This is a genomic window from Brevundimonas sp., from assembly GCF_023259385.1.
Lineage (GTDB): Bacteria > Pseudomonadota > Alphaproteobacteria > Caulobacterales > Caulobacteraceae > Brevundimonas.
Window position 1 is genome coordinate 1 of record NZ_JAHFPF010000004.1, and the last position, 16,864, is coordinate 16,864.

The window sequence follows — 16,864 nt, forward strand, 5'->3', positions numbered from 1 at the left end:
GACGCCACCAGCTGGATCCGGATCACCCGGTCCGCCGGCGCGTCCACGGACGGTCCGTGCGTCGGTTTCGGCCTGGGCTTCACCGGACAGGACGACACGCCCAACCCCGTCACCCTTTCAGCGGACGGCCGTCCGCTGCTGCGCATGCAGGGAACCGACGGCCTGTATTGCGCGGACGGACTGGCCGGCTCCCCGGCGACCGCGCTCATCGCGGCGGCGGACGCCCAGGCCCTGACGATGGAGGGCGGCGGGCAGAAGGGCGCGGTCCCCGCCTCGGGCCTGAAGGCCGCCCTGCTGTGGATCGACGAACGTCAGGGACGGCTGGACACGGCGACCGCCCTGATCCGGCGTGGGGACCGTCCGGACGCGATGGTGCCGTCCGCCCCCGCCCTGCCCCGCGTGGTCCCCGCGCCGCCGGTCTCGCAGGCCGGCTTCGAGGGCGCGGCAAATCCGATGGAGGACGAGGCCCGCGCCCCGGCGGTCCCGGCGGGGATAGAGGCGCTGAAGACGGTGAAGGCCTGCCGGGCGGAGAACAACGAATATCTGAACAAGGCCGTGCTGGCGGCGCGGTTGGACGCATCGACGGTGCTGTGGGGCGTCCCGTGCGGCAGCGGAGCCTATAACGCGACCTATGTCTTCTACCTGGCCCGTCCGGACGGCTCCGGGGTCCGGCCCGCGGTCCTGCCCGAACACACCCCGCGCACCGAGGGCGATATCGGCGGCGAGGGGCCGTGGCTGGTCAATCCGATCTACGACCCCCGGCGCCAGACCCTGACGGTCTTCCCGCGCGGACGGGGCCTGGGCGACTGCGGGACCATCACCACCTGGACGTGGACCGCGCAGGGCTACGCCCTGTCCGAGGAACGCAGCATGGGGGATTGCTGGGGCATGAACTCCGACCTCTGGCCGACCCTGTGGCGTTCACGGAGATGACGGACCCCGAGGTCCTCGTCGTCGGAGCCGGCCCCGCCGGACTGACCGCCGCCACCTATCTGGCGCGGTTCCGCCGACGGGTGCTGGTGGCCGACGGGGGCGCGTCGCGCGCCTGCTGGATTCCGGTCAGCCACAACATGCCCGGCTTTCCGCAGGGGATCACCGGCGACGCCGTCCTGCGGCGCATGACCGAGCAGGCGACCGAATATGGAGCCGAGATCGAGGCGGGCCGCGTCGAGACGCTGGCGCGGGACGGCGACGGCTTCGCAGCCCGACTGAACGGGAGGACCCTCCGGGTGCGGGCCGTGCTCCTGGCCACCGGCGTCACCGACCATCATCCCGATCTGCCGGGCGTGGAGCGGGCCATCGAACGCTCGCTGGTGCGCATCTGCCCGATCTGCGACGGCTACGAGGCCATCGACCGGGCTGTGGCGGTGATCGGGACGGACGACCGGGGGGCGCGCGAAGCCGCCTTCCTGCGCACCTATTCGGAACGGGTGGCGCTGATCCATGTGGGCGCCCCTGAGGACCTGACCTGCCGGGACGCGCTGACGCGGCTGGGCATCGAGCTGGTCTGTGCGCCGATCGACAATGTTCGTCTGGAAGGCGACCGGGTCACGGCCCTGAGCTGGGGCGGGACGTTCCGCAGCTTCGATCTGGTCTATTCGGCCTTGGGGACCTCGCCGAACGCGGCGCTGGCCGAAGGGGTCGGCGCGCGCACCGGCGATGACGGACGCCTGTTCGTCGACGCCCACCAGCAGACCGGCACGCCCGGCCTCTACGCCGCCGGGGACGTGGTGCGCGGCCTGAACCAGATCGCCGTGGCGAGCGCCGAGGCCGCCGTGGCCGCGACCGCGATCCACAACCGGCTGCGCGAGGCCGACGGCCTGGTCGTGCCGCCGAATTGAATCAGCCCGAACTCCGGGATTGGGTGGGGTCCGGAGTTCGGGCCACGGCCCTTGGAGGAGGCAAGGGCCGACGGTAGGAACGGGGTGCGGAGGCGCCCCGGCAGCGTACCGGATCGGGGGGAAATCAGCGCCGGGTTGCGGCGGGCGAACCGGCCTGGGCGCGCACGATGCGGCGCGTGCGGCTACGCCGCCACTCTTCCAGGACCGCAACCCAGCCCCATGCGGGCTCCTTATGCGTGTGGTGCATCTCTTCCATCTCGGCCTCCTCTGGTCGGCGTGGGTGATAGGCGGCAATATCGGCTTGACACGGGAAGCGGACAAACCAGATTGTGCGACCCCCACATAAGGTTCGCTTATGGCCGACCCTCTTTCCGGCATCCCCCTGGCCTCGATCCGCGTGTTCGAGGCGGCCGCGCGGCTGAAGAGCTTCACGCGCGCCGCCGAGGAGCTGGGCATGACCCAGGCCGCGGTCAGCTGGCAGATCAAGGCGCTGGAGGGCCGGCTGGGCCAGAGCCTATTCCGCCGCCTGCCGCGCGAGGTGCAGCCGACGGAAGCCGGCGACCGGCTGTCGCGCGCCGCCACCGAGGCCATGAGCCTGCTGCGCCGCGCGATCAGCGACCTGACCGAGGCGGACGAGCACATCCTGTCGATCACCACCCTGGCCACGCTGGCGACCCAGTGGCTGGCCCCGCGGCTGGGGGCCTTCCAGCTGGCCAACCCCGGGCTGGCGGTGCGGATGGACACCAATCCCGCCCTGCTGGACCTCGCGCGCGAGGGCTTCGACGTCGGCATCCGGTCCGGGCACGGCGACTGGCCCGGCATGGAAAGCCAGATGCTGATGCCCAGCGTCTTCACCCCCGTATGCGGTCCGGCGATGGCGCAGAAGCTGAACCTGAAGGACCCCTGCGACCTGCTGAACGCCCCGCGCATCGGCATGGAGAAGGAATGGGCCGCCTGGTTCGCGGCGGCGGGGCTGGACGACGGCGTGCGCCCGGCGACCAAGCTGACGGCCGACTACCAGGTGCTGGAGGTCGCGGCCGCGCTGGGCGGACAGGGCGTGGCCCTGGCCTCGCCGATCCTGTTCGCGCGCGAGATCGAGACCGGGGTCCTGGTCCGGCCCTTCCAGGAGATGGTGGCCTTCCACACCGGCTACTATCTGGTCTGGCCCGAGGGGCGGCGGCGCTCGCCCAAGATCAAGCGCTTCCGTGACTGGCTCATGGCCCAGGCCGAAGCCGACCCGGCGGTGGCCGCGGCCCGGGTCGGGCAGGAGGCGCGCACCGCGAAGAAGGCGGCCGCGCCCCGTCCCTAGGCCTCAGCCCCGGATCAGGCCTTCCAGCACGGCCAGCGGAACCGAGCCGTTGACCAGTACCTTGTCGTGGAAGGCGCGCAGGTCGAAGCCGGGCTTGGCCGCCTCCTCCGCCCGCAGGCGGGCGATGACGGTGTGGCCGATCTTGTAGGCGCAGGCCTGGCCCGGCATCGAGGCGTAGCGGTTGATCTCGCTGTTGGCCGCGCCGACAGGCTTGGCGCCCGAGGCGACCATGTAGTCGACGGCCTGTTCGCGGCTCCAGCCCTTGGCGTGCATGCCCGTGTCGACCACCAGGCGGACGGCGCGGAACAGGTAGGACATCAGGAAGCCGACCCGGCCCAGCGGGTCCTCGGCGTAGACATCCAGATCGTCCGCGGCGACCGCCTCGGCGTACAGGGCCCAGCCCTCGTTATAGGCCGAGAAGCCGTTGGCGCGGCGGTACTGGGGCAGGCTGTCGGTCTCACGCTGCAGGGCGACCTGCAGGTGATGGCCCGGCGACGCCTCGTGATAGGTCAGGGTCGGCAGGGAGAACTTGGGCCAGTTCTTCGTCTCGCGCAGGTTGATGTAGTAGGCGCCCGGCCGCGAGCCGTCGAGCGGCGGCCCCTGATAGTAGCCGCCCGGCGCGCCCGCCTCGATCGCCGGGGGCACTCGGCGGACCTCCACGGCGGCGCGGGGCAGGCGTCCGAAGACGCGCGGCAGAAGCGGCTGCAGCGCCTGCACCTGCCGGTTCAGCGAGGCGATCAGCGCCACCTTGTCCGCGTCGGTCTCGCCCCACAGCTGGGCCGGGTCCTTGTTCAGGGCGTCGATGCGCTGGCCGACGGTTCCCTGGGTCAGGCCCTGGGCCTTCAGGATGGCGTCGATGCCTGCGCTGATTTCGGCCACCTGTTCCAGGCCGATGGCGTGGATCTGGTCGGCGGTCAGGGTGGTGGTGGTCCAGTGCTTCAGGGCGTGGGCGTAGAAGGCCTCGCCGTCGGGCAGGCGGCGGGTTACGCCGGCGTCGTGCACGGCGGCGGGACGCAGGGCCTCGAAGGCGGCAATCTGGCGCGCCAGGGCCGGCTTCACCTCGGTCTCGACCAGGCGGGCGGCGCGGTCGCCGTAGCCGTTGAGGCCCAGGGCCGAGGCCTTGCGCTCCAGCGAGCGGACCATGGCCATGTCGGGGGCCGCCTGCCCCGCCAGCGCGCGCAGTTGGCCGGTGGTCAGGTCGATGATGAAGTCGGGCGGGACGACGCCCTTGCCCGCATCGGCGCGGATTCGCTGCGTCTCCGCATCCACCGAGGGGGCGAAGGCCGACAGGCGCGACAGGAAGGCGTCGGCGCCGGCCGCATCCTCGACCCGGTGCTGGCTGTCCAGGAAGTCCGGCACAGTGAAGTAGGCGCCGGTCAGCTGGTTGACGACATAGGGGCCCATCCGCCCGCCGCCCATGGTGGAGCCGTAGTCGAAGCCCGCGCCCGCAGCGGCCGTCTCGGTCCGGAAGGCGGCGACGGCGTGGTTGACCTTGCCCGCCTCGGACAGGCCGTCCGTCCCGCCGAAGGCGCGGAACACGCGCCAGCGCTCCACCGCCTGCGCCCGCTCGTCCCGCCAGGCGCCCTCGCTCTGGTCGCTGAGCTTCGACGCCAGGCCCGCCCGCGCGCCGCGGTCGAGGCCCAGGTTGGTGGCGCTCTCAGGCGACTCGTCGATGTCCTGGTCGAACCAGGACTGCAGCAGGGCGTCCAGTTCGGCGTCGGCGTCACGGGGCGCGGCGAGGGCCGCCCCGGAGGCGGCGAGCCCGGCTCCGGCGGCGGCGGTCAGGAGCAGGCGGCGGCGATCGATCATCCGGCGTTCCTCAGCCCCGACGGCTGGCGACCCAGTCGCCGATCACCCGTTCCAACACCGTCAGCGGCACCCCGCCGGCGTCCAGGCCGGTGTCGTGGAAGCCCTTGATGTCGAAGCGGTCGCCGAGCGTGGCCTTGGCCTGCTCGCGCAGCCGCACCCAGGTGGTGTGGCCGACCTTGTAGCTGGAGGCCTGGCCCGGCCAGACGGCGTAGCGCTCGACCTCGGTGGTGATCGAGCTTTCCTGGTCGCCCAGGGTCTCGACCATGTAGCGGATGCCCTGCTCGCGGCTCCAGCGCTTGTAGTGCAGACCCGAATCCACGACGAGGCGCGCCGCCCGGAACATGAGCGACTGGATGGAGCCGATCCGGCCCCACGGGTCGTTCTCGTACATGCCGATCTCGTCGGCCAGCTGCTCGGCGTAAAGGCCCCAGCCTTCGGTATAGGCCGAGAAGCCGAGCACCTTGAGCAGCAGCGGCGTCTCGGTCTTCTCCTGCTGCAGGGCGATCTGGAAGTGATGGCCCGGCACCGCCTCGTGATAGGTCAGGGTCGGCAGGGTGAATTTCGGCCACTCGGCCGTGTCGCGCAGGTTGATGTAGTAGGCGCCCGGCCGCGAGCCATCCAGCGACGGCGACTGGTAGTAGCCGCCCGGCGCGCCGACCTCGATCTCCTTGGGCACGCGGCGGATGTCGCAGGCCGCGTTGGGCAGGCGGCCGAAATACTCGGGCATCCGCGCCATGACCGTCGACATCTGCGCGTTCAGATCAGCCAGCAGCTGTTCCTTGGCGGCGTCGGTGTTGGGATAGACCTGGCCCGGCACATGCGAGGCGATCGAGGCGATGCGCTCGCCCACCGTGCCCTGGGTCAGCCCCTGCGCGCGCAGCAGGACGTCGGCCCGCGCGCTCAGCTCGGCCACCTGCTGCAGACCCATGTCGTGGATCTCCTGCCCGGTCAGGGAGGAGGTCGTGTAGAATTTCAGGCCGTAATTGTAATAGGCGTCGCCGTCCGGCAGGCGCCAGCAACCGGCGTCGTGCGAGGCCGTCGGCAGGCCGGCGGCGAGGGTGTCGCGCTGGCGCGCCAGGGCGGGCAGGACCGAGCCGTTGACGATGGCCAGGGCGCGCTCGCCCCAGGCGCCCGGCAGGCCCTTCTCGGCCGCGCGGCGGGCCACGGAGGTGACCAGCGTCAGCCCGGCCGGATCGGCGCCGAGGATCGTCTGCATCTGGCCGGTGGCGCGCTGGATCACGAAGTCGGGCGGCACGGCCCCGGCCGCGAACTCGGCCTTCACCCGCTCGGTCTCCTGGTCGAAGACGGTGGCCAGCGCCGACAGACGCGAGAGATAGGCCTCGGCGTCCTCGGCGGTCTCGATGGAGTGCTGGCTGTCCAGGAAGTCCGGCGTGCTCTGGTAGGCGCCGCCCAGCTGGCTGACCGTATAGGGCGACGGGAACAGGCCGCCGCCGTAGGGGAAGTCGTAGCCCTGGACGGCCGTCTCGCCGAAGAATTCGACCGTGTCGTGATAGACCTTGAAGCGCGGGGACAGGGCCTCGCGGTCGATCCCTTTCAGGGCGGTCATGGACGCCAGGAATTTGGTCTTGTCCGCCGCCTGCTTGGCCAGCGAGCGGTCATCGAGCCGGGACTTCATGGCCGCGCCGGGCCCCTTGTCCATCCCCAGCATGGTCAGCAGTTCCGGCGAGCTGAGCAGGTGGTCGCGGGTGATCCCGTCCATCACCGTCGTCAGCGCCGCATCGGCGCCGTTTGCCGCCTGGGCGAAGACCGCCCCGCCCGTGGTGGCGGCCAGACCGGCGCCCGCGGCGGTGGTCAGAAGGAAACGGCGACGATCGAGCATGAGGGACTCCCCAGGGTCATGGATATGCGTAGCCCGGCACTGAACGCTGCCTGACCTCCGCTGGCAAGCCCGCGTGCGCGGCGGCTCAGGGCTGGGCGGCCGCGGCCTCCTGGCCGAGCCAGGCGTTCCGGAAGGCCAGCTGCGCCGGAGTGGCCGCGCCGCCCGTCGTCTCGATGCGCACCAGCTCGAAGGCCGGGTCGGTCCCCAGCCGCAGCTGGGCGGTGCGCTCGGCGCCGCGCTGGATGTAGGTGATCGCGACCGTGTCGCCGGGCTTCAGCGCCTTCAGGGCGTCGTCCCAGTTGGCCTGGCTGTCGATGGCCGTGTCGCCGAGGCGGACGATCTCGTCGCCGCCGTCCAGCCCGGCCAGATACAGCGGCGTGTTCGGCGCCGTGGCCCCGGCCAGTCGCACCACCGTGTCGGCGACCTGCAGCCGCGCCGGGCCGGCCCAGGCGCCCGTCGGGTTGCGCGGCTTCATGACCACGCCCGCCTGCGCCAGCAGCGGCGCCAGGTCAGGCATCTCGCTGCGCTGGATGCTGGCGTTGAAGAAGGCCTGGGCGAAGGCCGGATCGCCGGTCACTTCGGCCAGGCCGGCGCGCAGGTCGTCGGGCGTATAGGCCTTCTCGGTCCGGCCGTGGGTGCGCCACATCTGACGCATGTAGTCGTCCAGCGTCAGGCCGTCGAACCGCTGGCGCAGGGTCAGGTCCAGCGTCAGGGCCAGGGCGGCGCCGTAGGTATAGTACGAGGTGAAGATGTTCGGGTTGGTCGGGTCGATGGAGGCGGCGGCGTCCACGAACGGCGCGCGCAGGCTCATCTCCTGCGGCGAGCCGTAGCCCCGGGCCGGGGTGTTGACGATGACGTTCGCCTGCCCGCCGATCTCGGCCAGGAAGCGGTCGACGGTCGAGAGGCCGGCGCGGCGGATGGCCAGCGGGCCGTAGTAGTTGGTGAAGCCCTCGGCGAACCACAGCGACGGGGTGGCGTTGGCGCGGGTGAAGTCGAAGGGCTCCAGCTCGGCGGGCCGCAGCCGCTCGACGTTCCACGCATGGAAGAACTCGTGGCTCAGGGTGCCGATCTGGCCGTAGTCGGCGTCGGCCAGGGAGCGAGAGCCGCTGATGACGGTGGAGTTGCGGTGCTCCATGCCGTCGCCGCTGACCTGGGGCAGGTAGTCGGCGAGGAAGGTGTAGGTCCCGTAATCGAAGTCCGGCACGTCGCCGAAGACGGCGATCAGCTGGTCCACGACCTTGCGGGCGCGCCCGGCGAAGATGTCGGCCTGCTCGGCCGTGCCCGGGTGGTGGAGGGCGATGCGGATGGTGCGGGGCACGCCCGCGTCGTCGACCTGCCACTCGCGGACCATGTGGTCGCTGAGCTCGGTCGGGCTGTCCATCAGGTACTGGAGGTTCGGCGCGGTGAAGACGGCTGGGTTGGCGGTGGGGGCCAGCTGGGTGGCGACGCGCCAGGCGGGGTTGGGCGAGTGGAAGGTCAGCTCCACCGGGCGGTCGTCGAAGCCGCGCGCCCACATCAGCGCAGCGGGCATGTTCAGGTGGGCGTGGGCGGCGTCGATCTGGGCGTAGGTGCCGTCGGCCCGGTCGCCGTAGAGGGTGTACGTGACGCTGACCGTCCCGTCGTGGCCGCCGACGGTCCAGCCGGAGGGATCGGTGCGCTCGACGGTCAGCGGGCGGCCCGCGCCGTCGACGGCGGAGACCGAATAGACGTTCTTGGCGAACTCATGCAGCGCATAGCGGCCGGGCGAGGAGCGGGACATCTCGAACCGCACCGGGGCGCGGCCGACGTCGCGATAGGTGACGGTGATCCGCGCCTCGTGGTGGACCGCGTTCTCGAAGCTGAGGTCGTAGCGCACCGGGGGCGCCGTCTGGGCCCAGGCCGGAGCGGCGGCGAAACCGAGCGAGATTACGGCCAGACCGGCGATGGCGAGCTTCATGCGGATTCCCCTCAGACTATCGGGGGCGGACCGTGGCGCGGGCGGGAACGGCTGACAAGTGAACGATAGTTCAGCCGGCGTGGAGCTCCTGCTTCACCCGCTCGGCCAGGGTCTTGATGTCCAGCGGCTTGGGCAGGAAGGAGACGCCGACCTCGTCCTGCAGCAGGTCGGAGAAGTCGCTCTCGGCATAGCCGGAGATGAACATGACCGGCGCGTCGCCGAGGAAGGGACGGGCCTTCTTCAGCAGGGATGGGCCGTCGAGGCCGGGCATGATGACGTCGGAGATCATCATGTCGATCTGGCCGGCCCATTCCTCGGCCAGCTCCAGCGCCTGTTCGCCGTCCTCGGCCTCGATCACCTCATAGCCGCGCTGGCGCAGCAGGCGGGCGGCGATGCCTCGCACGGCGGCCTCGTCCTCGACGAACAGGATGCGGCCGGCGCCCGAGAGGTCGCGGGGGGTCTTCACCTTGATCTCGACCTGCGGCACCTCGGCCAGCTCGGCCTCCGCGGCCTCGGGCAGGAAGATGCGGAAGGCGGCGCCGGCGCCGTCCACGTTGGCGACGTTGATATGGCCGCCCGCCTGTTCGACGATGCCGTAGACGGTGGCCAGGCCCATGCCCGTGCCCTCGTTCACCGCCTTGGTGGTGAAGAAGGGCTCGAAGATCTTGTCGAGGAGCTCCGGCGGCACGCCCGGGCCGGTGTCGGACACCTCGATCAGGGCGACGGCCTCGGTCTCGGCGGCGGCCCAGCCCATCTGGCGGGCCTCGTCGCGGCTGAGGCGGCGGGTCTTGATGGTGACCACGCCGGCGCCGGGCTCAACCACGCCGCGCATGGCGTCGCGGGCGTTGACGGCCAGGTTCATGACCGCGGTCTCCAGCTGGCTCTTGTCGGCCAGGACCACCGGCAGGTCGCGGCCGTAGTCGGTTTCCAGCCGCACGTCCTCGCGCAGCAGGCGGCGCAGCAGGACGGCGAACTCGCCGACCAGTTCGCCCAGGTCCAGGCGCTCGCGGCGGACCGTGGACTTGCGCGAGAAGGCCAGCAGTTTGCGCACCAGGTCGGCGGCGCGGATGCCCGTCTGGCGGATCTGGTTCAGGCCGTCATAGGAGGGGTCGCCGACCGGGTGACGCTCCAGCAGCTCGGACAGCTGCATCTGGATGGCGGTCAGCAGGTTGTTGAAGTCGTGGGCCACGCCGCCGGCCAGCTGGCCCACGGCCTGCATCTTCTGGGCCTGGGAGAGCTGCAGCTCCATCGACTTCTGAGCCGAGACGTCGAACAGCCAGACGCGGCATTTGCCGTTCTCGGGCGCGACATAGAGGTGAAGCATGCGGTCAGGGTGGGCGCGGGCGACCAGCTCGATCGGGCCGGACGAGCCGCCGGACAGCTTGGCCTTGGCCTCGATCACCCCGGTGGGCTCGAACAGGTGCCCGAAGGCGGCGTCGCGGGCGGCGGCGGGGCCCGTGAGCAGGGCGAGGGCGGCGTTGGCCTCCTCGACCTTGCCCGCGAACAGGTCCTCGGCCTGAAGCAGGGCTGAGCCGAAGGGCGCGCCGGCGGCCATGGCGCGACCGCCCGGACCGTTGGCGGCGGCGGCGGGACGGTCCATGGCCGGGGCGGAGACGGGCAGGACGGCCTCGGGCGCGGCGCGGATCAGGAACCGCCCCTCCCCGGCCATGCCGATCAGGACCTCGAGCTCGCGGTCGCCGACCGGCACGATGGCGCGGCCCTGCTCCCCGGCGCGGGCCTGGGCGAAGGCCATGTAGAGGGCGGAGGCGGACTTGCCGCCCGAGCGGGCGGGCGGCAGGGCGGCGGTGGCGCCTCCGGCCTCGGCCCAGGCGCCGTTGAAGGCCAGCACCTGGCCGGTGGCCCAGACCAGGGCGGCGGGCTCGGCCATGGCGTCGAGCAGTTCGACGGTGGTATCGCCCGTCGGCTTCTTCGCCTCGCCCCGGGCGTAGGTGAACAGGCCGATCAGGGCCACGGCGCCGACGGTGAAGATCAGCATCAGGCCCGGCGCGCTCATCGGATCGGCGCGGAAGGCCGGATAGGCCAGGGCGCCCACGGCCACCACGAAGCCGAGCGCCATCACGATCAGCAGCGGATCGATGGAACGGCGGGCGGTGGTCGTCGTCATGGCGTCTCGGCCCGAATCAAACGGGTGGAAGGCGCGATGATGGGCCGTATGCCCCTGACGCGCGAATCCGGGCGAAAAACTGCAGTGCGAAGAGTGCGGACGGTGCGGATGAAAAACACCGTCCGAAGCGTCCGATGCGTCCGGCGGGTCGCCAAAACGCAAACCGGCTACCCCGCGGATCGCAGGATAGCCGGTCGGTGCGTCAGGATTGGACGTGGAGGCTTAGGCCGCCTTCAGAACCTCGCCGCGGGCTTCGCGGGCGGCGTTGATGCGGGCTTCGGCGATGGCGTCGGCGATCTCGTGGGTCGGGCGCTTTTCGGCGGCCGAGCGTTCGAGGACCTCGTCCAGGGTGTCCATCAGGCGCGAGAGCTTGGTCTCGACCCAGGCCGCGTCATAGGCGCCGCCGGTCTGACGGGCGCGCAGTTCCGACGCGACGTTGATGATGCCGCCGCCATTGACGACGTAGTCGGGGGCGTAGAGCACGCCGCGCTCGAACAGCTTCTGGCCGATGTCCGGGGTGGCCAGCTGGTTGTTGGCGGCGCCGACCACGGCCTTGGCGGTGATGCGGTCCAGCGTCTGCGGGTTCAGCGTCGCGCCCAGAGCGCACGGGGCGTAGATGTCGGCCTTGACGTCATAGATGGCGTCCGGAGCGACGATCTCGGCGCCGGTTCGGGCGGCGACTTCGGCCAGCAGGGCGGTGTTGACGTCGGTCATGACCAGCTTGGCGCCGGCGGCGTGCAGCTTGTCCGCCAGATAGCCGCCGACGTGGCCGATGCCCTGCAGGGCGACGGTCAGGCCGGTCAGGTCGTCCTGCTTCCACAGGCGGCGGGCGACGGTCAGGGTCGAGCGGAACACGCCCTCGGCGGTGACCGGCGAAGGGTCGCCCGAGGCTTCCGGACCGTCGGACAGGCCCAGCACGTATTCGGTGGCCTTGCGCGCTTCCGCGATGTCAGAGACCGACACGCCGACGTCTTCGGCGGCGTAGTAGCGGCCGCCCAGGGTGTCGACGGCGCGGCCGAAGGCGCGGAACAGCTCCGGCGACTTCTGGGTGCGGCTGTCGCCGATGATGACCGACTTGCCGCCGCCCATCTCCAGATCCGCGACGGCGTCCTTGTAGCTCATGCCCCGCGACAGGCGCAGCACGTCTTCCAGCGCTTCGGCCGAGGAGGCGTAGTTCCACATCCGCGTGCCGCCGACGGCGGGGCCGCGCGCGGTCGAGTGAACAGCGATAATAGCGCGCAGGCCGGTCTTTTCGTCAAAGACAGCGTGGACGCCTTCATGGTTCGCGAACGACGGTGAATCGAACAGGGTCATGCCCATAAGCGCTACTCCCAAGGTATTTTTATTGCGCGGCTGATTACGCGCGTCGGAGTAACACCGCAAGCATGGCGGTTTCGTGATGGGGGGATGGCGGGAAGCGGCGCGCGCGGGCGACGGGCGGCGAGGCTGCAAGTGATTAGTGGTTAGTGATTAGTGGTTCGATGGGGCGAGCGTCCGCGCCATGGCTGCGACCACCGGCCCCAGAGCCAGCAACCACCAATCACTTCTCGAGCTGAGGCAGCACCGGCTGGGCCCCTGACGGCAATGGAGCCGCCGCATCCCGCAGCCAGGCTTCGACGTCGCGGTACATGGTCTCGGCCTGGAGGTCGCGGTTCAGGATGTGCCAGCCGTCCGGATAGTAGCCGGTGCGGAAGTCGGGGCGCTGGCCCGCCCGCCGCAGGGCCAGCCGCATCGACGGCTTCTCGATCACATTGTCATGGGCCCCGTAGAGCAGCAGGGTCGGGGCGCGGATCGACCCGAGCCGCAGAGAGGCGCTCTCCATCAGATCGACGAGGCCGTACAGGGTGTCGAACCGGGTCGAGATGATGCTGTTGGGGTCGCGGCCGTTCCGATAGAGCTCGACCCTGTTATCCGAGGCCGGATGGGCCTTGATGGCCCATTCGGGCGCATCGACGGCGTAGGGGCCCATGGCGCGGGCCGCCAGCTGCAGGCCGACGGAGTTGATCGGGCCCTGCGCGCTCCAGCCCCAGACCCCGGGGGCCAGCAGGATGACGCGGTCGGCGGCGGGCGGACGGTCCGAGCCGAAGGCGGCGATCGTCACCGAGCCGCCCATGCTTTCGCCCGCGACCGCGATGACCGCGCGGGGATGGCGGGCGCGGGCCAAGGCCACGGCGGTGCGCAGGTCCTCGGTCATGCGCGCCTCGCCCGCCCAGACGCCGCGGCCGGGCGCCTCGCCGAAGCCGCGCTGGTCGACGGCCCAGGTCTCGATGCCGTGCTCGGCCCAGTAAGGCCCCGCCAGGCGGAAGGAGGCGCGGCTGTCGTTCATGCCGTGCAGGGCGACGATGACCGCCCAGGGCTCGCCCGTCTCGGGCGCCCAGCGGGCCAGCGGCAGGCGCGCGCCGTCATCCATCAGCAGGGTCGAGGCCTCCAGCGCCGGGCCGGTGAAGCCGGGCGGCGGGGTCAGGACGGGCTGGATGGCGGGGGTGGCGCAGGCGGCTAGCGCGAGAGACAGGAACAGGGCCGCGAATGTCCGGGTCATGCGCAGAGAATGCCCCGAACCCGCTCGCGCAGATAGGGGACGACCTCGGCCTCGAACCACGGATTCTTCCTCAGCCAGGCCGTGTTCCGCCACGAGGGATGGGGCATGGGCAGGATGGCGGGGGCGTAGTCACGCCACGCCCGCACGGTCTCGGTCATGTTGGCCCTGCCCCGATCGCCGAGCGCCCAGGCCTGGGCATAGCCGCCGACCAGCAGGGTCAGCTCGACCGCCGGCAGTTCGGCCAGCAGCTGGGGCCGCCACAGCTCGGCGCATTTCCTGGGCGGCGGATAGTCGCCGCCTTTCGGAGCCGTTCCGGGATAGCAGAAGGCCTGGGCGGCCACGCCGAGGCGGGGATCGGCGTAGAAGGTCTCATAGTCCACGCCCATCCAGTCGCGCAGGCGATCGCCGGACGGGTCGGTGAACGGCAGGCCGCTTTCATGCACGCGCCGGCCCGGCGCCTGGCCGCAGATCAGCAGCCGGGTCTCGGGAAAGACGCGGACGACGGGACGCGGGGTGTGCGGCAGCTGGCCGAGGCAGGCCCGGCAGGCGCGGATGTCAGCGAGAACGGAAGAGAGGGTCAGCTCTCCCTCCCCTTCTGGGGAGGGTGGCTCGCGAAGCGAGACGGGTAGGGAACCGAGCGCTCGGATACGAACCCGACCCTGCCGCCGCTACGCGGCGACATCCCTGCCCACGAGGGGGAGGGAGATTCCGACAACTCAGTCCTCGTCATCGCCTTCCGGCTTAGGCGGGAGCGCGGCCAGGGCGGCGGCGGTCTCTTCCGGGGTCGGCAGACGCAGGCGGATGACGCCCTTGAAGCTGTTCGGATCGACCGCCTTGCCCTTCTTGGTGATGGTCAGCTTGCCCTGACGCATCAGGCCCAGGGCCACGGCCTTCACCTTGGGCAGCATGCGCTGCCATTGCTCAGGCTGCAGCTCCTTGGCCACATCCGAAGGTTCAATGCTTTTTCCACCGACGCTTTTGGGGTCGGCCTTCGCCAGTTTTTCGAAGATGGCGGTTTCGATGGGGTCGCTCATCGGGCCTATATGCTGCATTGCGAGAGCGAGAAGAAGGCAGGGATCATCATGGTCGCGAAAATCACGGTCACGGAAGGCGAGTTCACCGGCTGGCGGACCTACGACCTGCACGGCACCTTCGACCAGGTGGTGGGGCCCTTCTACTTCAAGCCGGACGCCGACGGGCGGATGCGCTGCGCCTTCCGGGCCGAGCAGAAGCACATGAACGCGGGCGACCGGATGCACGGCGGCTGCCTGATGACCTTCGCCGACATCTCGCTGTTCCAGACGGCCTATCAGGAGATGGAGGGCGCCTCGGGCGTGACCGTGTCGCTGGATTCAACCTTCATCGACGGCGCCTATGTGGGCGAACTGGTCGAGGCGACGGGCGAGGTGGTGCGCGCGGGCAAGAGCCTGATCTTCGTGCGCGGTCAGATCTGCGTCGGCGAGCGCATCCTGATGACCTTCTCGGGCGTGATCCGGAAATTCACGCCGCGCGGCTAAGCGCCGGGCCGTCGTCGATGATGCCCTGGAGGATGACCGCCATGCGGGCCTCCATGCGCTCGCATTCCTCATGGCTCAGGCCGAAGCCGGCGGTGATCTCGCGGCTGACGGCCATGCCCATGATGGTGGCCGCGGCCAGCCGGGCCCGGACCGGGGCGTCCTCGCCGCCGACCCATTCGGTGAACGGATCGAAGAAGCGCTCGCTGCCGGTGCGCTGAACCAGCTCCATCGCCTTGGTCGAACCGACCGAGCGCAGCATGATCAGCAGGCCCTTGAGCTTGCCCTCCTTCTTGGGCTCGAAGATCACCGCATGGGCGACGCGGCGGCCGAACTCGGAACGCTCGCCGTCCATCAGCTCGCTGCCGTTCGAACAGCTGTCGAGCACGGAGGTGAAGAGATCTTCCTTCGAGCCGAAGTAGCGGGACACCAGGGCGGCGTCGACGCCGACGTCGCCGGCGATGTCACGCATGCCGACGTCGTCGTAGCTTTCGCGCGAGAAGCGTTCCTGCGCGGCGGACAAAATAGCAGCGCGAGTCGCCTCGGCATTTCTTGGCCGTGGCGCGACATGACAAAACAACGGGTTAGGTCTCCGGAATAGCCCCAAGATCAATATGGCTTTGTCATCACCCGTTGACAAGTGAGGGGCGGATCACCATTAAGTCACCGGGCGTTGACTAGCGGCTTCCTCCCCGAACGCCATGGTCGACAGAGACAGGGATTTGCTCCCATTCGGAGACTAGCATTCATGCGCACGGTGAAGATCGTGACCGCGTCGGCCCTCATGGCCGTCGCGCTCTATGGCTGTTCCCAGCCGAGCGAAGCCCAGGCGCCGCCGGCGCCGGCGGTGACCGTGGCGACGCCGCTGGTCCGGGCTGTTCAAGATTGGGATGAGTTCACGGGCCGCTTCGAGGCGACCCAGTCCGTCGAGGTGCGTGCGCGCGTCGGCGGCTATATCCAGGGCGTTCACTTCCGCGACGGCGACTATGTCAGCCGCGGCCAGCTGCTGTTCACCCTCGACCCGCGTCCGGCCCAGGCCGCTCTGGCCTCGGCCCGCGCCCAGCTGGCGCAGGCGCAGGCGCAGGTGAACCTGGCCCGCACGGAACTGACCCGTTCGGAAACCCTGCTGGCCTCGCAGGCCGTCTCGCAGGCCGAGGTCGACACCCGCCGCGGCGCCCTGCAGACGGCGGAAGCGGCCATCGCCGCCGCCAACGCCAACGTCCGCGCCCGTCAGCTGGACCTGGAATTCACCCGCGTCACCGCGCCGATCTCGGGCCGCGTGTCCGACCGCCGCGTCGACCCGGGCAATCTAGTCGCCGGCGGCTCGTCGCAGGCCGACGTGCTGACCACCGTGGTCTCCAGCGCGCCGATCCACTTCGTCTTCGACGGCTCCGAAGCCGTGCTGCTGAAGTATCAGCGCCAGGCCCGCAACGGCGCCGCCCCGATCCAGGTGCGCCTGCAGGACGAGAGCAGCTACGCGCGCTCCGGCACGCTCGACTTCACCGACAACGCGGTCGACACGGCTTCGGGCGTCATCCGCCTGCGCGCCCTGATCCCGAACGCGGACGGCTTCCTGAAGCCGGGCATGTTCGGCCAGGCCCGCCTGGCCGGCGCCGGCACCTATCAGGCCATGCTGGTGCCCGACGCCGCCGTCGCCACCGACCAGGCCCGCCGCATCGTCTACGTCGTCGCCGCCGACGGCTCGGTCGCGCCCAAGCCGGTGCAGCTGGGTCCGCTGGTCGACGGCCTGCGCGTGATCCGCTCGGGTCTGCAGCCGACCGATCGCGTCATCATCAACGGCGTCCAGCGCATCCAGGCGCCCGGCATGAAGGTGCAGGCCAGCAACGGCCGTATCACGCCGGTGGTCCAGCAGGCGCAAGTCCCGGTGACCCAGGCCGCTCCGGCGTCCACGGCCACCTTCGCCGCCAGCGTCTCGGGCGATTGATCCGAC

General features: G+C 70.7%; 15 protein-coding genes. 5 read left to right on the top strand and 10 right to left on the bottom strand.

Going from position 1 to position 16,864, the window contains the following annotated elements; translation table 11 throughout:
• Both Q0C81_RS00415 and Q0C81_RS00420 read left to right on the top strand, forming a co-directional pair.
• Window positions 1-933, top strand: a 933-nt coding sequence (locus tag Q0C81_RS00415; protein ID WP_291832221.1) for a DUF1176 domain-containing protein, incomplete at its 5' end; no start/stop codon positions are given.
• Window positions 930-1,841: an NAD(P)/FAD-dependent oxidoreductase gene (locus Q0C81_RS00420; RefSeq protein WP_291832222.1), complete on the top strand. Its 912-nt coding sequence runs from the start codon at window positions 930-932 to the stop codon at window positions 1,839-1,841. The genes Q0C81_RS00415 and Q0C81_RS00420, both read left to right, overlap by 4 nt.
• Window positions 1,842-1,965: 124 nt before the next feature.
• Here the strand turns inward: Q0C81_RS00420 and Q0C81_RS00425 are convergent, their stop codons facing one another.
• Window positions 1,966-2,088 (bottom strand): hypothetical protein, encoded by a 123-nt coding sequence (locus tag Q0C81_RS00425; protein ID WP_291832223.1) that lies wholly within the window; start codon window positions 2,086-2,088, stop codon window positions 1,966-1,968.
• Window positions 2,089-2,196: 108 nt separating this feature from the next.
• On the opposite strand from Q0C81_RS00425, the gene Q0C81_RS00430 reads away from it, so the two are divergent.
• Complete coding sequence (locus Q0C81_RS00430; RefSeq protein WP_291832224.1) at window positions 2,197-3,150, top strand: LysR substrate-binding domain-containing protein; 954 nt, start codon at window positions 2,197-2,199, stop codon at window positions 3,148-3,150.
• A gap of 3 nt (window positions 3,151-3,153) precedes the next feature.
• Here Q0C81_RS00430 and Q0C81_RS00435 read toward each other — a convergent pair whose 3' ends face one another.
• From Q0C81_RS00435 to Q0C81_RS00470, 8 genes are all read right to left on the bottom strand, one after another.
• Window positions 3,154-4,959, bottom strand: coding sequence for a DUF885 family protein (locus tag Q0C81_RS00435; RefSeq protein ID WP_291832225.1), 1,806 nt, complete (start codon window positions 4,957-4,959; stop codon window positions 3,154-3,156).
• Window positions 4,960-4,969: 10 nt separating this feature from the next.
• Window positions 4,970-6,799: a DUF885 family protein gene (locus Q0C81_RS00440; RefSeq protein ID WP_291832226.1), complete on the bottom strand. Its 1,830-nt coding sequence runs from the start codon at window positions 6,797-6,799 to the stop codon at window positions 4,970-4,972.
• A gap of 85 nt (window positions 6,800-6,884) precedes the next feature.
• Window positions 6,885-8,735, bottom strand: coding sequence for a M61 family metallopeptidase (locus Q0C81_RS00445; protein WP_291832227.1), 1,851 nt, complete (start codon window positions 8,733-8,735; stop codon window positions 6,885-6,887).
• A 70-nt stretch (window positions 8,736-8,805) separates the two neighbouring features.
• The gene (gene cckA, locus Q0C81_RS00450) at window positions 8,806-10,860 is read right to left on the bottom strand and encodes a cell cycle histidine kinase CckA (protein WP_291832228.1); all 2,055 of its coding nucleotides are present in this window, start codon (window positions 10,858-10,860) and stop codon (window positions 8,806-8,808) included.
• A gap of 222 nt (window positions 10,861-11,082) precedes the next feature.
• The gene (locus Q0C81_RS00455) at window positions 11,083-12,174 is read right to left on the bottom strand and encodes a Glu/Leu/Phe/Val dehydrogenase (protein ID WP_291832229.1); all 1,092 of its coding nucleotides are present in this window, start codon (window positions 12,172-12,174) and stop codon (window positions 11,083-11,085) included.
• A gap of 226 nt (window positions 12,175-12,400) precedes the next feature.
• Entirely contained in the window at window positions 12,401-13,399 is a 999-nt protein-coding gene (locus Q0C81_RS00460; protein ID WP_291832230.1) for an alpha/beta fold hydrolase, read from the bottom strand.
• A complete protein-coding gene (locus Q0C81_RS00465) occupies window positions 13,396-13,980 on the bottom strand; it encodes a uracil-DNA glycosylase family protein (protein ID WP_291832244.1) in 585 nt (194 codons plus the stop codon). The genes Q0C81_RS00460 and Q0C81_RS00465 overlap by 4 nt, the downstream gene beginning before the upstream one ends.
• A 135-nt stretch (window positions 13,981-14,115) precedes the next feature.
• Window positions 14,116-14,433 (bottom strand): DUF3253 domain-containing protein, encoded by a 318-nt coding sequence (locus Q0C81_RS00470; RefSeq protein WP_291832231.1) that lies wholly within the window; start codon window positions 14,431-14,433, stop codon window positions 14,116-14,118.
• 48 nt (window positions 14,434-14,481) lie between these two features.
• Between Q0C81_RS00470 and Q0C81_RS00475 the strand changes: the two genes are divergently transcribed.
• Window positions 14,482-14,916 carry a PaaI family thioesterase gene (locus tag Q0C81_RS00475; RefSeq protein WP_291832232.1) on the top strand — a complete coding sequence of 145 codons (435 nt, stop codon included), beginning with the start codon at window positions 14,482-14,484 and terminating at the stop codon, window positions 14,914-14,916.
• Here Q0C81_RS00475 and Q0C81_RS00480 read toward each other — a convergent pair.
• Window positions 14,900-15,553 carry a TetR/AcrR family transcriptional regulator gene (locus tag Q0C81_RS00480; RefSeq protein WP_367117956.1) on the bottom strand — a complete coding sequence of 218 codons (654 nt, stop codon included), beginning with the start codon at window positions 15,551-15,553 and terminating at the stop codon, window positions 14,900-14,902. The two genes, Q0C81_RS00475 and Q0C81_RS00480, sit on opposite strands and share 17 nt — an antisense overlap.
• A gap of 108 nt (window positions 15,554-15,661) precedes the next feature.
• Between Q0C81_RS00480 and Q0C81_RS00485 the strand changes: the two genes are divergently transcribed.
• The gene (locus Q0C81_RS00485) at window positions 15,662-16,858 is read left to right on the top strand and encodes an efflux RND transporter periplasmic adaptor subunit (protein WP_291832233.1); all 1,197 of its coding nucleotides are present in this window, start codon (window positions 15,662-15,664) and stop codon (window positions 16,856-16,858) included.
• Window positions 16,859-16,864: the final 6 nt, after the last annotated feature.

Bases quoted from the DNA above. Each gene is read 5' to 3' on its own strand.
- Q0C81_RS00420 (WP_291832222.1), top strand. From the start codon at position 930: ATGACGGACCCCGAGGTCCTCGTCGTCGGAGCCGGCCCCGCCGGACTG.
- Q0C81_RS00425 (WP_291832223.1), bottom strand. From the start codon at position 2,088: ATGCACCACACGCATAAGGAGCCCGCATGGGGCTGGGTTGCGGTCCTG.
- Q0C81_RS00430 (WP_291832224.1), top strand. From the start codon at position 2,197: ATGGCCGACCCTCTTTCCGGCATCCCCCTGGCCTCGATCCGCGTGTTC.
- Q0C81_RS00435 (WP_291832225.1), bottom strand. From the start codon at position 4,959: ATGATCGATCGCCGCCGCCTGCTCCTGACCGCCGCCGCCGGAGCCGGG.
- Q0C81_RS00440 (WP_291832226.1), bottom strand. From the start codon at position 6,799: ATGCTCGATCGTCGCCGTTTCCTTCTGACCACCGCCGCGGGCGCCGGT.
- Q0C81_RS00445 (WP_291832227.1), bottom strand. From the start codon at position 8,735: ATGAAGCTCGCCATCGCCGGTCTGGCCGTAATCTCGCTCGGTTTCGCC.
- cckA (WP_291832228.1), bottom strand. From the start codon at position 10,860: ATGACGACGACCACCGCCCGCCGTTCCATCGATCCGCTGCTGATCGTG.
- Q0C81_RS00455 (WP_291832229.1), bottom strand. From the start codon at position 12,174: ATGACCCTGTTCGATTCACCGTCGTTCGCGAACCATGAAGGCGTCCAC.
- Q0C81_RS00460 (WP_291832230.1), bottom strand. From the start codon at position 13,399: ATGACCCGGACATTCGCGGCCCTGTTCCTGTCTCTCGCGCTAGCCGCC.
- Q0C81_RS00470 (WP_291832231.1), bottom strand. From the start codon at position 14,433: ATGAGCGACCCCATCGAAACCGCCATCTTCGAAAAACTGGCGAAGGCC.
- Q0C81_RS00475 (WP_291832232.1), top strand. From the start codon at position 14,482: ATGGTCGCGAAAATCACGGTCACGGAAGGCGAGTTCACCGGCTGGCGG.
- Q0C81_RS00485 (WP_291832233.1), top strand. From the start codon at position 15,662: ATGCGCACGGTGAAGATCGTGACCGCGTCGGCCCTCATGGCCGTCGCG.